Here is a 14,796-nt window from a genome sequence, read left to right on the forward strand (position 1 = left end):
TCCTTTCCAAGCATGTAAGCAGGCTGCTTAGTTAAGAACGTTCCTCGTTCGACTTGTGACGTAGATATAAAGTAAACAACCAAATGGAAGTGCTAACATCGTTAACCCTTTTTGGGGGGAGTCCCTTAAGAAATTCTTATTTCGCATCATTAAACTGCTGGACACATAATGAATCGCTTGTCTATATTTAAAAAAGACACTTGCAAAGCTTAGCGTCATCAATTCTTTCCTATAAAAAGCAAATCCTTTTGGATTTCTTCGATACTGTTTTAACATATTGCGCGAAGAACCGTCCGCCAAATACTCTACTCTGCATAACACTTTATTAAGCAGCAGCATTTCATAACTTTCATCGAGTCGAAAATATTTATAAGCCAGTCCGACGTATTTTTCATTTTGGAAGATAGGATAAGGGAATTCTTTTGTTAACTCAGTGCGATAGACTAATTTTTTATCACCTTTCACCCCATGATTGTTATACAAATCAAACAGTGTGGATTGCTTTAATCCTTGAGGTAATGGAGTACCAATAATTTCCCCATTCGTGTATGAATCAAGTCCAACAATTCCGCTTACGCTTTCATTCCCATACTGTTTCCAACAAGAGATAATCTGTTCAACAGCATCTTCCGGCATAAAATCATCGGAATCTATACACACATTAAGCTCCGTTTCTATTGCCTTATAGGCCGTATTATGAGCGCCATGCATCCCTTGATTGGTCTGAAAAATATAATCGATTGAGATTTTAGCGTCCTTCACCCACTGGTCGATCAATTCCTTTGTATGATCCGTCGAACCATCATCTACAATAAGCCACTTAAAATTTTGATTGGTTTGCTTTACTAAGCTTTGATACAACTTCTCTAAACAAAATGCGCGGTCATAAGTAGGGGTGAAAACTGTTAAAAGCTTCAGCTTACATCCCTCCCTAAATTGATATAAGTATGCTGGGTTTCTACCGCCGTTTCCCGAATGTCATAGCCGTTTTGCTTTAGTACAGACGAATCAATCTCCCTTGAATGCTGCTTCTTGGCTATTGCTTTCATAGCATTCGTCCATTCCTCCTGATTCGATAATGACAACTGCTGGACGAGTCCCAAGCCCATATCAACTTCCTGTGAAATTGTATCTGTAATTAAGCATGGCAGCCCTGCATTTTGAGCTTCTATTAAAGTCACAGGCAGCCCTTCATGCAATGATGGAAAAAGAAATAAATCAAAGGCTTGTAAAAGCTCATCAATATCCTCTCGAACGCCTAAAAAATCCACTTCACCTTCTATCTTAAGCGCTCTGGCTTTTGCTTCCATTCTCTCTTTTAAAACACCATCCCCTGCCAGTAAAAGAATCGCTTCAGGATGGATCTTTAAAAACTTTTGAAAAACCTCAAGTATGAATTTGTGATTTTTTTGAAGGTTGAACCTGCCAACATGACCTACCACAAAAACTTCTTCTGAAATATTAAATTCAGATCTAACTTTTGATCGCCTTTCTTCTGAATAAAGAAACTTCTTACTTTCAATCCCGTTCTTTAACACATGTACAGAAGAACGTCTGCCAAACAACCATTTAGAAGCTAGCTGGGAGCAAGCAAACCTATGAGTGGAATAACGGTTAATATTATTGCCTGTATAAGATTTATATAATTTCCTTACGAGTCCACCTTCACTACGAGTATTGTGACTGTGAGCAATCCGAACAGGAACCTTCGCTTTTTCAGCTTCCTGCAGCACAATGCCGCACATCTTATCCAGGTGAGCATGAACAATTTTATAATCATGGGTTTTAAAGAAAGCTTGCAATACTCTCTTATATCCCCGGTGTCCCACATCTGTTACGTAAGGCACGCGGTGGACGTTACCGCCTAATTCTTCAATTTCTTTATCAAAGACACCCGGTTTACATGTTAAAAAATCGAATTGTACTTTGGTTCGGTCGATGTTACGGTATAAATTCATTAATAATGTTTCCGCTCCTCCGCGGTTCATATTAACGACCACATGGAGCACTCTTAATGGACCGCCCACTTTCCCACCCCCTCTTTTTTCATATACATTTGATAGATTTCTCTCTTTTGGATTAATACGTTATGTTCACTGTATTTTTGCACGATTGTTCTTCTTCCTTCTTTACCTAGCTGCTTTTTAATTTTTATATTCTTGGCGATGAATTTCATCTTTTCAGCAAAACCATCAGAATCGTTTTTTGTGATCAGCCAACCGTTCACACTGTGGTGAATTAATTCTCGATGGCCTCGATTGTCGACGGCAATGACGGGCAGACCACAAGCCATCGCTTCCATAATGTTAACTGGAAGCCCTTCACGAAGGCTTGAACCTACTGCGACATCACTAATTGTTAGGAGCTGCTGGATATCTTTTCTAAATCCTAAAAAATCAATGCGATGGTCAACTTCTAACCTTTTTGCAAGCTCTCTGCACTCTTTCCTTTTCTCACCTTCTCCAGCTAACAGAATCCTTGCATTTGGGATCTCTTTAACCACTTTTTCAAATGCTCGAATTAAAAAGGACTGATTCTTGTTTGTGTTAAATTCTGCTGCGTAAATAAATAAAAAGTCATCAGGTTGATAGCCTAATGACTTTCTTAACGAACTTTTTTGCTCATCGCTTATTGGTTTAAATTTTTCTGTATTGACCCCGACTCCGTGAACAAGCTCATGTTTTCTAGTCTTCAGTTTACTTGAAGCGAGTCGATAATCTTCTTCATTAATGGTAATTAAACAATCCGTACAGTGTGCCAGGCCTTTTTCGATAGGATAATACAACGCCCAGTTCGCTAAAGGGGCGCCTTTGCAAAAGTGAAAACCGTGTGCTGTGTAAATCACCTTTGTTCCATGTTTTCTCGCGGCTCGTGCAGCTAACCTTGTAAGCACCCCACCCATTGGAGTATGGCAGTGAATCATCTCATATTGATTTTCATCAATGATGTGCTTCAACTTTCTGTAGGCTGTGATATTTTGTTTATTCACAGGCGATCGCTCTATCGGAAGGTTATATTTCTGATCGACGTACGGAAGGTTGATGTCACCGCTTGCTGCGACATGAACATCCCACCCTTGTTCTTTGAACCATTTTAAATAAGGAAGATGAAAGGCTTTAAAATGATAGTCAACGGTTGCAGTGAACAGAACTTTTTGAACCATTTTCATCACATCCTTATGCGTTTGATGAGAACTTCTTATCTAAAATGGTCGTCAAGTAAGTAAATAGTTCGTCACGCAATTCTTCCCTCTCTAAGGCCATCTCCAAAGTTGTTTTAATAAAACCCATTTTTTCTCCGACATCGTAGCGAGTGCCTTCAAAATCATAGGCATAGACGTTCTCTGTTTGATTTAGTTCAGCAATTGCATCTGTCAGTTGGATTTCGTTGCCCGCTCCTGGTTCTTGATGATCTAAAATATCAAATATGGCAGGGGTAAGAATGTATCGCCCTAAGATCGCTAAATTAGATGGAGCTTCTTCTGTTTTGGGCTTTTCGACAAGATGATGAACTGAATGAAGACGCTGGCTCACTTCATTCCCTGCTACGATCCCGTAACGATTGACTTCTTCCCGTTTAACGGTCTGCACGCCTAAAATAGAAGATTGTTGTTGATTGAACTGATCGATTAATTGCTTCAAGCACGGTGTGTCAGCTCGAACAATATCGTCACCTAATAAAACAGCAAAGGGCTCATCTCCTATAAACTTTCTGGCACACCAGATCGCGTGTCCCAATCCTTGAGGTTCCTTTTGACGAATGTAATGAATATCCACCAAGTTGGAAGATTTCTGAACCTCATTCAGCAACTCAAACTTTCCTTTTTCCATTAAATTTTGTTCAAGCTCAAACGCGTAATCAAAATGATCCTCAATCGCTCGCTTTCCTTTACCGGTCACGATAATAATGTCTTCAATCCCTGAGGCAATTGCTTCTTCAACAATATATTGAATCGTCGGTTTGTCTACAATAGGAAGCATTTCTTTCGGCATCGCTTTCGTTGCCGGTAAAAACCTTGTCCCTAAACCAGCAGCAGGTATAATTGCTTTTTTAACCTTCAATTCCTCTCCTCCTTTTCAGCTTATAATCGGCATTTGATTTTCTTTTGGATTTGAATGATTGGCAAGTGCAATCATTCGCTCCCGTAAGGCTTCACGGCTTAAAGAACTATACTCTTCTACAATCGCTTCAATTTCATCGATGTATAATTGCACGGTTTTTCCTATATAAATCTTAGGATAGATTTGCTCGTTATAAACCTCTTCAGCTTTAAGCAGTTCTTCAAACAATTTCTCTCCTGGACGTATTCCACTGTATCTAATTCCGATTTCTTCTATGGAGTTGCCTGAAAGTTTAATTAGATTTTTGGCTAAATCAACGATCTTAACAGGGTCTCCCATATCTAAAACGAAGACTTCTCCACCTTTTGTCAAGGCGCCCGCTTGAATGACTAATCGTGAGGCTTCAGGAATGGTCATGAAATAACGAACCATTTCTGGGTGGGTAACAGTGACTGGCCCGCCTTTTTCAATCTGATTGCGGAAAAGAGGAATGACGCTCCCCCGGCTCCCTAATACGTTACCAAATCGTACAGCTACAAACTTCGTGGAACTGTTTTGATTCATACTTTGGACAATCATCTCAGCTAAGCGCTTGGACGCGCCCATTACACTTGTAGGGTTGACCGCTTTATCCGTAGATACCATCACAAACGTACCGACTTTATTCCAACTGGCTGCTTTCGCTGTGTTCCACGTACCTATAATGTTATTCTTTACGGCTTCTTCTGGATTTCTCTCCATTAACGGAACATGCTTATGTGCCGCCGCATGATACACGACATCCGGCTGATGGTTCTCCATCACCGCCATCATTTTATCCGCATCCTGAACATCCGCGATTTCCGTAACAAACTCCATATCTTCCGTATGATGAGTAGACCGCATTTCCATTTCAATTGTATAAATACTGTTTTCTCCGTGACCTAGTAAAATCATTTTTCTCGGGTGGAACTTTGCCACTTGTCTAGTAATCTCTGATCCTATCGATCCTCCTGCACCGGTAATAAGAACGATCCTGTCTTCAAGGTAATCTGAAATACTCTCGGTATCCAGAACGATTGGTTCTCTTCCTAGTAAATCTTCCACTTCAACGTCACGAAACTGTTTGACGGACACTTTTCCTGTCACTAAATCCTCCAGCATAGGTAAGATCTGAGTTTTGGCTTCTGTTTTTGCACATTCTTGAAAAATTACATTTAGTTCTCGTTTGCTTAAGGATGGAATCGCAATGACGATATGGGAAATCTCAAGCTCTTTTACCTTTTGAACAATCTCGTGTACACCGCCCACGACAGGCAGCCCTAAAATATCAAGCTGATGCTTTCTCTCATCATCATCGATGAAAGCTACGGGGGTGAGTTCGGAATCGTTCCCTTTTTGCAATTGCCGTGTTACCATGGTGCCCGCTGACCCTGCTCCAACGATTAATGTTCTTTTTTGATTGTGTGATGCAAGCATGACTGAATCCCGATACACCCGCCATAAAAATCGAGATCCTCCAATGAGCAGGATGTGCATCATCCATGTTAATACGAGCATTCGTAGGAAGAGCGTTTGAAAAAGAACCAACTGAACAACTGCTGTTGCAGCTACTGAGTAGGTCACTGTCTTTCCAATAATAATTAATTCGCTTACACTCGCATATTCCCATACTTTACGATAAAGGTTTAATTGAAATGAGATATAAATATGACTGAAAAATATAACTGAAATAGTGACAATTAACGCTGACCATGAGTTGTAAAACAAGGAACTTACCAACAGCTTGATGGTTAGTAAAGAGGCAAGCACAATACAAAGATCAATAAATATAAAAATAGATAATCTTTGCCGATAGGTCATGAATTCGCTCCTTTCCTAGTTTGATAGACACTTAAAACCCTCAGAAAAGAAGTTTAACCAAACTCCTTTTTTCAAGGTTTTAAATGGGCATTTAACCCGTCCTCACACCATGCCAATGCGACTTGCGCTAAGGTCTTATTTCAACCCACAACATGGCTGAGTGCCTCCATTTCTAACGGTAAGGAGACATCACCGCAACTATTAACGAATTAAATTTCTTAATAACGAACAAAATAGTATAAAATCTTATCTTTTCGTGTTCATAATGGCCCCGACAACGGTCGCATTAACAATATCTAATACTTTCTTTGCTTCTACGACTTTCCGTAAGTCTGTTTTTTTACGACTAATAACGAGTACAACCCCGTCACACAAATTAGCAAGTAACCGGGATTCATTTGATTGAAGAACTGGTGGCGCATCTACAAGAATCACATCGTATTGATTGCAGACCTTCTTTAATAAATTCTCCATGATCTCTCCACCAAGCAGCTCGGATGGATTATTAACCACGGGTCCACTAGTTAGTAAATCCAGGTTGCCAATCCCTGTAGAATAAGCAACATCATCAAATGATAATCGTCCGGTTAATACATCCGTTAGACCCTCATTGTTGTCTACTTTAAATAACTGATGAATCATAGGATTCCTTAAGTTCGTATCAACGAGTAATACTTTATGCTTTTGCTGCACCATTGAAACAGCTAAATTAGCGATTGAGGTTGATTTTCCTTCTTTTTTTCCTGGAGATGTCATTAGAAAAAGTTTTTGATTACGGTTTTCCGTTAAAAATTGAATATTGGTGCGAATCGTTCGAAACTGTTCAGAAATTAGAGATTCAGGGAAAAAGTATGTGACTAGTTTACTTTTCTTTCCTTTACTTAATATCAATGGATTCCCCCCTTACCTCTAGTTCTTGTGTTTTGGATTTCCTTGTTTTTGTAGTACTGTTCTTTCTATTCATTGGAGAAACAAAACCAATGACAGGAATTCCTAAAAAGTCTTCTACTTCTTCTCTGGATTTAACTGAGCCGTCTAATGTATCCAATAAAAAGATTAACCCTATTCCTGCAATTAATCCAAACACTGCGGCAATCATTAGATTACGATCCTGGAATTCATTAATTGGATAAGGATTTACTTCGGCTTTGGATAGAAGTTGAACGTGCTTAAATTCTAGAATGTTAACAATCTCGTTTTTATAAACTGCTGCTGTTTTGTTTGCAATAGATGCTGCGGCTTTAGGATCATTAGCAGTTACAGAGATCTGTATTACTTCTGAATCTTCTAAACGGTTAACTTCAATTTGACTGGCTATAGAACTGGATGACTGAGGCAAGTCTAATTCCTTTTTCACTTGATCCATTATGATTGGATCTTTAATCATAACCATCAGCGTGTTCATATTTTGATCTTCCGTAGAAAGGATTATTCGTGTGGAAGTTTCATAAACAGGGGTATTATTTAAGTAACTATATGCATATGCCGCCCCCGTACATACAATAATCATGGCAAATACAATCCAAATCCGACCTTTAATGACATCCCAGTATTCCTTAAGGTTAATTTCCTTGCCAAGCTGTTCATCATTATAGACCATCCGCTTCATTTTGCTCATGTTTACCACCTTTATCCATTATTCTTTATAAAGAACGAGAAGGTTAAAAAAATATATTTATCCCAAAATTCAACCTTTTCTACAATTTACTTTCCTATATTGACTACATTTTAGTTCTATATAAAGAACATGTCAAGGGGTTAAAAAGGAAAAGTCCGAAAATTGAAACAAAAAGCAGTTAGTGAGTGAATGTCTTTCTTTTAGAAGGTAAGGAATTTTCAGGCTGCTTCCCTGTCTGAATCAGTTTTTCTACATATTTTTCTTTCGTTACAATTTTCTCCACATCAATCATAACGGGTATTAAGGTGGATGCTGGACCTGCTAATTCACTGCCTGTTCTTTCTACGCCATAGCCATAGTAAAATTTTATGAGACGGTAGAGTCTTTTCTCAATTAAGGCCACATAGTACTTGGCTTTATATCTTAGAATGTGATCATACATAATGTGCATAAACACCTCGAAGTTCCCTGCCCTTTGAAAATCCTCATGGATACAAAGCTTATCAATCTCCCAAACAAAATCTAAATTTGAAGTAATTTCGTTTAATTTAGAGAAAGGATATCTTCCTTCTACTGTGCTGTGAGGATTCGTAGGGTTATAAGGGATGAATTCAACCGTTCCGATCACTCTCTTTCTTATGACTCTCATTCTTTTATTCTTAGAAATCAGATTATACCGAATTCCATCTGCTGCGTAGGGATCATTAATCCAGCAAAATTTTTCACAAAAATATTCCCACGTTTTCTCAAACCTTTTTTGCTGCTTAGGTGTTTTTACGATTTCATACATATTGAGGCCACCTTTAACATGACCCTTGTAGAGATTAGTGTCCACAAGGGCCATGTTTTTAACTATCTAAATTTTCTCCACCGTTTTCACAATCCTTATCATGTTTGTGGTCTTTTCCGCACTTCCAGCAAGGAGAACCGATAGTTCCGTGAAACTTCATAGTGTTACTTACATTCAACTCGTCTAATACAGGAGTACGCCATTCTTTTCTCATAATCTCTCCACCTTTAAATTCTTAATAAAGAACAATAGAATGAAAAATCAGCACATCTAAAGTAAGACATGCTCATACTGACCCCCGTTACCAGATCGATCTTTTTCTTTATAAAGAACGTTCTTTTAAATGATACTATCACCTAAATTCGTCGTTGTCTACTCTTTTCCGCCGAATTATTAAAAGTTTGTCGAACGTTCCATAACTTCTGGTTCAGTAACAACCTCATCTCTTCCTGCACCAAGGCCCGCACTCACCATGACCACCACGACACCAATAAAAATAATTAAAGCCGGTGTCCATGTCTGCGTGAAATCAAATAACATTCCTAGCATAATCGGTCCAATGGCAGCCATTGTATATCCAATGGATTGCGCCATCCCTGATAAATTGGCAGCCTGATTTGCTGTAGCAGCTCGAAGACTCAGCAGCGTTAATGCCAGACTTACAGAGGAGCCTTGAGCAATACCGATAATAGCAATGCTAATTGTAAGTAAAGAAGTTGCGGAACCAAACAACATCCCACTTAAACCGATTAAGTACAAGAAGCCTATACTCCATACAATCTTTCTTTGACTGCTCATTTGTCCTGCTAATACTGGTGTTAAAAATGTCCCAGGCAATCCTGCAATTTGCATAAATGATAACATCCACCCTGCTGTTGCAGGCTCCATTCCGCGGCTTTGTAGAATTTCAGGCAGCCAGGTAATAAGACAGTAAAACATAAAAGATTGCATGCCCATAAAAATCGTCACCTGCCAGGCAAGTTTCGATTGAAATAACGGGCTGTTTTTTATATCGATCTTCGGAATTTTAACCGGCTTTCTTTTAACCGTAATTTGCGGCAGCCAGACGATGATGGCCACTATCGCAAGCCCACTCCATATTCCTAGTGAGCCCTGCCATCCGCTTGAAAGCCGCTGAGCAAGAGGAAAACTGATCCCTGATCCAATCGCAGCTAAACCACTTAATGAGATGGAATATATTCCAGTCAGCAGGCCTACTTTTTCAGGAAATTGTTGTTTTACAACACCTGGGAGAAGTACATTGCCTATAGCAATTCCAACCCCAATTAATGTTGTACCAATAAATAATGTAGCGACCCATTCAATTGATCGTATAAAAATTCCAATCGTAAGTATAACCATCCCTAAAAAGATCGCTTGGCTTTGACCTATTCTTAACCCTAACCTTGGAGCCATGGCTGATAAAACAGCGAATGCAATAAGAGGCAGTGTCGTCAGCATTCCGGCTGTTCCGTTCGATATGTTAAGATCTTCGCGAATGGAGCCAATTACCGGTCCAACTGAAGTAATCGAAGGTCTTAAATTTATGGCAACAAGAATTATACCGATCACAAGCCATTTTCTATTATGTATGAAGCTCAAATTCATTATCTTCCCTCGTTTCTAGCGAACAGCCCCCATAATTGACTGATTATAGGTATTTTCAAAAAGTGAACGAAAAATCTCAATACACCCAAAGAAAGATTCATCGTAAGTACCCGTATGTTGATCAACAGTCCACGAGGCAGCCAGGATTGTATGGCAATACCCCCATAAGAGCAGCTTTTCTTTATTTATATGAAGCTCTTTTTCAAAAATCTCCACGCGCTTTTTAATGCAGTTTCCTCGGTTTTGATCCGGCAGTCTATTTAATAAAAATTGTATGAGATCGTATTCTATTTCTCCAATTAATCCTTTTGGATCAATGGTTGTCCATTCACTGGCCCCTTCTTTTAAAATATTGTAATGATGAAAGTCACCGTGTAAGACCATTGGGCGAGTCATCTTCTTATTTAGGTATGTAAACACTTCTAAACCTTCTTTTATCGTACCTCGTGAAATTGGTCCAGTAGTTCTCGAGGAATCCAAGTAAAGCTTCCTTAATTGGTCTTCCCTATCCTCCGTAGTAGGAAGCTGCAAGTTTGAATATTTTACAGACTCTAAGTTTTTCATGACAAAAGCAGCAATATAAGTGGCTGCTTCATCATCCTTCACTTCAGCAAGGGGAGTGCCGGGCATGACTCTTTCTAATAATAATATATTCTTCTCTCGATCTTCATCTAATAGGTTGATTCTGCCTAATGGATTCAAAGCGAGCAGTGCTTCCCGCTCGAACCCTTCTTCAGGTAAAGATAATTTAATGACTACGTTCTTCCCGTTGTTTGTAGTGGCTGGTGCAACGTAATTATAAGAAAGTGAGAAAGGAGCGTGAATGGTAAGCGACCAACGTTCTTCACAATAATGAAGAAGTTTTGGCAGCTCATCAAGCCACGCTCTTCCTTTATCAGGGCAGGCTGCTACTACATTTTCGACAAACGTTTGGGGTAAATTCATTTCCTCTGCTCCTTTTCTACGAACCACTCCATACAAATTGATTATACAGTAACACGTTTTCTCACTTGAGGCACTCTCTTCTCTGACGATTTTATCATGTTTTGTAAATGCTTGCGGAAAAGGTACATTACAAGCAAATGTACTTTTGCCTGCGTGTATTTATAGATAAACCACGGAAGAGAAGGCATATAATCATGAATTGCTACGATACATTCCTGCGAGTTAGGAATTTGTCTGAACTCTAAGCGGCCCCGTTCATTTTTGCTGGAATCAAAAAATACGCCACCTGTTAAATAGTATAACGCCCGATTTTCTGTACTGCGTTCCATTGAATAGCCCATTTTTAAGAGGGGCCTTCCTGTCAGTGCTGTCTTTATTTTATAATTATTTTTCTGATCGTTTTCCGTTTGGATCAGGGGAGAAAATTTGTCTGCAAGCCATTCTACATAATGTTTAGCAGCCCACGTGGCATCTTTGCCTTCAGGAAGACAAATGCGCTGAACCGACCGCACATCCTGTTGAACTTGAGGTGTTTTCCTTTTTTTCTTGGAAGACCCCGATTGTTCTGCTTCTTCCTTAAGAGACCACTCAGCTGCTTCTTTAAATGTCATCGTGCCTTCACTTACTCCCTTTTCCATCCGCTCTTGGCTGGCAGTCATCGGATGTACGAGACTTTCTATTAAAGGATAGACCATTTCTTTAGGGGATTGAGTTGTTAAACTAACCCACAGCCTTGAAAGCTTCACGGTAATAAAAGGAACATCAAACAGGCGGGGTTTTTTGCCCATGGCTTCTGCGGTTTGAAGCATCATCTCTTTATAGGTCATGACCTCAGGACCGCCTACATCAATGGCTTTTCCTTTTAAATATTGGTTGTCTATGCTCGTATTTAAGGCGTTTAACACATCCGTTAATGCAATTGGGTGCGTTTTTATTCGGGTCCATTTTGGTAAAGCCATAACCGGCAGTCGTTTCACCAGCTTAGCAAGTATAGGAAAGGAGGAGCCTTTAGGTCCCACAATAAGGGCTGCTCGAATTGTCGTAACCGGCACTCCATAAGCACTTAATATTTTTTCTACTTCAAGCCTGCTCCTAAGGTGGCGGGAAAGACGTTTCGCTTTTGGTATAATCCCGCTTAGATAGACAATCTGTTTGACGCCTTGTTTCTTAGCTGCCTGCGCGAAATTATCGGCAAGAATGACATCCATATCTTCAAATGACCCTTGAGTGAGTTTAGCAGAAGGCAGCATCGAGTGAACAAGGTAAACGGCAATATCGGCACCTTCAAGTCCTTTTTCAGCATCAGCCATCGAATACAAATCACACGAACGCCATGTCACATGTTCACTATCTTCTTTTTGATCTCCGTTTCTAGATAAGCCAATCACATCTGCATACTTCGTCAGTTTCTCCAGCAAGTTGTTTCCTATATATCCGGTTGCTCCGGTCAAGGCAACCACTGGCCGTCTCTTATTAGCAATGGTAGTACTCACTTTGATCTGCCTCCTGTATGGTCTCGTTATGGACCCTTACCCTGTTCTTTACTAATAATAACTTTAGGGAGATGCTCAAAAAGAAACCGGCTTGGACAAGACAGAATAGAGAATAAAATAATCCGAACAATTTGATATGAATTGTTCGGATTATTTTACTTGCCGGGTACCAGGTACCGAAATTCAAAATTGCACTTCGCTCTTTTACAACTTTTCGGTACCTGGTACCTTTATGCGACTTTTGACATCACTGCTTTATTTCTGTCCCAGCCTCTACTTCACCATTCGATCTTCATCTTTCCAAAACTCTTTACGCAACTGGACTTTTTGAATTTTTCCAGAAGCTGTTTTTGGGAGCTCTTCAACAAATGAGAAACTTTTTGGCACTTTAAAATGAGCCAATTTATGACGACAGTATTCCGCGAGCTCTTCCTCTGTTATGGAATGCCCTTCTCTCTTTACAACTACAGCATGAGGCGTTTCTCCCCACTTTTCGTGCGGAACCGCAATAACTGCCGTCTCTAAAATAGAAGGGTGGTCGTACAACGCAGCTTCGACTTCAATCGAAGAAATATTCTCGCCCCCACTGATTATAACGTCCTTCTTCCGGTCGACAATTTCAATATATCCTCTGTCGTCTACGATTGCCATATCACCTGTATAAAGCCACCCGTCCCGTATCGTTTCATTCGTAGCTTCTGGATTTTTATAATAGCCTTCCATCACATTGTTGGAGCGGGCAGCAATTTCGCCAATTGTTTTCCCGTCCTTTGGTACCTCTTTACCAAATTCATCTAACACTCTTACTTTCGATCCTACCATTTCATAGCCTGTTTTTGCTTTTAGCAGGTATTGCTCCTCCCTGGCTAAGTCTTGTTCCATGGACCGTAAAATGGAAGTGGTAATAAGCGGAGTTATTTCTGTCATGCCATAGACCTGGATAAATTCCCAGTCCATTTCTTCTTCCACTTTTCTAACAAATGCAGGAGGAGGAGCTGATCCTGCAATCACAATCCTCCCTTTTTCCGGCAAAGAGGTTGGATTAGATTCATATTGTTCTAATACCATATTTAAAACAGTTGGAGCCATATGCATAATAGAAACCTGATGATCTTTTACCTTTTGTAAAATTAACTCTGGATCTACTTTTCGCAGCATGACTTGAGTTGCACCGTTTAACGTGTAATAAAAAGGAGAACCCCATCCGTTCACATGAAACATTGGCAGAACATGCAATAATGTATCTTGGTCAGAAACTCTCAGATGATGCATCGCCGATAATGCATGTAAATAATTTGATCGGTGAGAAAGCAGTACTCCTTTTGGGTTGCCTGTAGTACCACTAGTATATAAAAGACTGGCAATATCCGATTCTTCTAGCTTTACACGGTCAAAATCGTCCGGTGAATAGTTACTCCTCCAACTCTCATAAGCTATATGTCCCTCTAAAGAATTGCCATGAATTATTACTTCTTGAAGTTGAGGAATATCATGTAAAACGGGCTTCACTAGAGGATAAAGCTCTTCATCTACAAATAGTACCTTGCTCTCACTGTGAGTTAATATAAACTTATAATCTTCAGGCTTTAAGCGTGTATTTAAAGGAGTCATCACTCCTCCTGCTTGAAAGACTCCGTAAAACCCTTCAAGCATTTCACTTGTATTAGGAGCTAAGTAAGCAACTTTATCTCCTTTTTCCACACCTAAATCTTGTAAACCACGTGATAACTGATTTACTCGATCATTTAATTGATCGTAAGTCAGGGTTTTGTGATCATCAATAATTGCCGGCTTACTTCCATATAATTCAACAGCCCTGTCCAAAAAATCAGTAAGTACTAATGGGACATGCATACTTTTTCCTCCCCTTCTGTTAAATAAAGCGGTTACATTTTATTGTAAAGAATGGACTGTTATATATCAAACAAAACAGATATACAACAAGAAAACTTCCAATCTATTAAAATAGAAAGGAAGTTCTAAAAAGCTTAAGCTATGCCTAATGCGATTAACATGATATAAGTCATCATCAGAAAGGCGCCGGCGTGAAGAAGAACAAGCAGCCATTTTGTCCATCCGCTCCCTTTCAACCCAACAAATACGCCTCCTAATGGAAACAAAAGCATAAGAATGACGGTTACTCTGCCAAGTCCCCAAAATGAAAATCCGCTTACTAATAAAGCAAATAATGCAATAAAAATACCAAGCAGGACAAGTGATGCTATGTTAAACTTTTTCTTTTTGTTTATTTCATCTGATGTTAAGTAAAAACTGTTCGCCATTGAATCGGCATCCTCCTGTCGACAAATTAATTGATCTTTCTCTATTATAGTATTCCTGTAAAGGGAGAAGAAGGTCCGTAATGCTTAAAAGTCCTATTAATTAAAAGGGACGATTGATTAGAAAGTCACAGTTGTTTCTACTAAGCATATCAAATCC

At 39.5% G+C, this 14,796-nt stretch carries 14 protein-coding genes; all 14 read right to left on the minus strand.

Annotated elements, in window-relative coordinates; genetic code table 11:
- Positions 1 to 27 precede the first annotated feature (27 nt).
- Entirely contained in the window at positions 28 to 918 is an 891-nt protein-coding gene (locus ACGTNH_RS16625; RefSeq protein ID WP_394588515.1) for a glycosyltransferase family 2 protein, read from the minus strand.
- Complete coding sequence (locus ACGTNH_RS16630; RefSeq protein ID WP_394588056.1) at positions 915 to 2,027, minus strand: glycosyltransferase family 1 protein; 1,113 nt, start codon at positions 2,025 to 2,027, stop codon at positions 915 to 917. The genes ACGTNH_RS16625 and ACGTNH_RS16630 overlap by 4 nt, the downstream gene beginning before the upstream one ends.
- Positions 2,012 to 3,163, minus strand: coding sequence for a glycosyltransferase family 4 protein (locus ACGTNH_RS16635; protein WP_394588057.1), 1,152 nt, complete (start codon positions 3,161 to 3,163; stop codon positions 2,012 to 2,014). Before ACGTNH_RS16635 ends, ACGTNH_RS16630 begins: the two co-directional genes overlap by 16 nt.
- A 13-nt stretch (positions 3,164 to 3,176) precedes the next feature.
- On the minus strand, positions 3,177 to 4,061 hold the full coding sequence (gene galU / locus ACGTNH_RS16640) for a UTP--glucose-1-phosphate uridylyltransferase GalU (protein ID WP_394588058.1): 885 nt from the start codon (positions 4,059 to 4,061) through the stop codon (positions 3,177 to 3,179).
- Positions 4,062 to 4,076: 15 nt separating this feature from the next.
- Complete coding sequence (locus ACGTNH_RS16645; RefSeq protein ID WP_394588059.1) at positions 4,077 to 5,903, minus strand: polysaccharide biosynthesis protein; 1,827 nt, start codon at positions 5,901 to 5,903, stop codon at positions 4,077 to 4,079.
- 246 nt (positions 5,904 to 6,149) lie between these two features.
- A complete protein-coding gene (locus ACGTNH_RS16650) occupies positions 6,150 to 6,794 on the minus strand; it encodes a CpsD/CapB family tyrosine-protein kinase (RefSeq protein ID WP_394588060.1) in 645 nt (214 codons plus the stop codon).
- A complete protein-coding gene (locus tag ACGTNH_RS16655) occupies positions 6,781 to 7,521 on the minus strand; it encodes a YveK family protein (RefSeq protein ID WP_394588062.1) in 741 nt (246 codons plus the stop codon). Before ACGTNH_RS16655 ends, ACGTNH_RS16650 begins: the two co-directional genes overlap by 14 nt.
- Before the next feature lie 178 nt (positions 7,522 to 7,699).
- Positions 7,700 to 8,311, minus strand: coding sequence for a hypothetical protein (locus tag ACGTNH_RS16660; protein ID WP_394588063.1), 612 nt, complete (start codon positions 8,309 to 8,311; stop codon positions 7,700 to 7,702).
- A 58-nt stretch (positions 8,312 to 8,369) separates the two neighbouring features.
- Positions 8,370 to 8,525, minus strand: a complete 156-nt coding sequence (locus ACGTNH_RS16665) for a paeninodin family lasso peptide (protein ID WP_394588064.1) — start codon at positions 8,523 to 8,525, stop codon at positions 8,370 to 8,372.
- A 179-nt stretch (positions 8,526 to 8,704) separates the two neighbouring features.
- The gene (locus ACGTNH_RS16670; protein WP_394588065.1) at positions 8,705 to 9,919 is read right to left on the minus strand and encodes a CynX/NimT family MFS transporter; all 1,215 of its coding nucleotides are present in this window, start codon (positions 9,917 to 9,919) and stop codon (positions 8,705 to 8,707) included.
- 15 nt (positions 9,920 to 9,934) lie between these two features.
- Positions 9,935 to 10,864 carry an aminoglycoside phosphotransferase family protein gene (locus ACGTNH_RS16675; protein ID WP_394588066.1) on the minus strand — a complete coding sequence of 310 codons (930 nt, stop codon included), beginning with the start codon at positions 10,862 to 10,864 and terminating at the stop codon, positions 9,935 to 9,937.
- A 41-nt stretch (positions 10,865 to 10,905) separates the two neighbouring features.
- On the minus strand, positions 10,906 to 12,357 hold the full coding sequence (locus ACGTNH_RS16680) for an NAD(P)H-binding protein (protein ID WP_394588067.1): 1,452 nt from the start codon (positions 12,355 to 12,357) through the stop codon (positions 10,906 to 10,908).
- Positions 12,358 to 12,630: 273 nt separating this feature from the next.
- Complete coding sequence (locus ACGTNH_RS16685; protein WP_394588068.1) at positions 12,631 to 14,211, minus strand: long-chain-fatty-acid--CoA ligase; 1,581 nt, start codon at positions 14,209 to 14,211, stop codon at positions 12,631 to 12,633.
- Between the two features lie 134 nt (positions 14,212 to 14,345).
- Positions 14,346 to 14,639, minus strand: coding sequence for a hypothetical protein (locus ACGTNH_RS16690; protein WP_394588069.1), 294 nt, complete (start codon positions 14,637 to 14,639; stop codon positions 14,346 to 14,348).
- Positions 14,640 to 14,796: the final 157 nt, after the last annotated feature.

It is taken from the genome of Halobacillus sp. B23F22_1 (assembly GCF_043497005.1).
Taxonomy (GTDB): domain Bacteria; phylum Bacillota; class Bacilli; order Bacillales; family Halobacillaceae; genus Halobacillus_A.

Coding starts and splice junctions, on each gene's coding strand:
- ACGTNH_RS16635 (WP_394588057.1), bottom strand. CDS start 3,163: ATGGTTCAAAAAGTTCTGTTCACTGCAACCGTTGACTATCATTTTAAA.
- ACGTNH_RS16645 (WP_394588059.1), bottom strand. CDS start 5,903: ATGACCTATCGGCAAAGATTATCTATTTTTATATTTATTGATCTTTGT.
- ACGTNH_RS16655 (WP_394588062.1), bottom strand. CDS start 7,521: ATGAGCAAAATGAAGCGGATGGTCTATAATGATGAACAGCTTGGCAAG.
- ACGTNH_RS16660 (WP_394588063.1), bottom strand. CDS start 8,311: ATGTATGAAATCGTAAAAACACCTAAGCAGCAAAAAAGGTTTGAGAAA.
- ACGTNH_RS16665 (WP_394588064.1), bottom strand. CDS start 8,525: ATGAGAAAAGAATGGCGTACTCCTGTATTAGACGAGTTGAATGTAAGT.
- ACGTNH_RS16670 (WP_394588065.1), bottom strand. CDS start 9,919: ATGAATTTGAGCTTCATACATAATAGAAAATGGCTTGTGATCGGTATA.
- ACGTNH_RS16675 (WP_394588066.1), bottom strand. CDS start 10,864: ATGAATTTACCCCAAACGTTTGTCGAAAATGTAGTAGCAGCCTGCCCT.
- ACGTNH_RS16685 (WP_394588068.1), bottom strand. CDS start 14,211: ATGCATGTCCCATTAGTACTTACTGATTTTTTGGACAGGGCTGTTGAA.
- ACGTNH_RS16690 (WP_394588069.1), bottom strand. CDS start 14,639: ATGGCGAACAGTTTTTACTTAACATCAGATGAAATAAACAAAAAGAAA.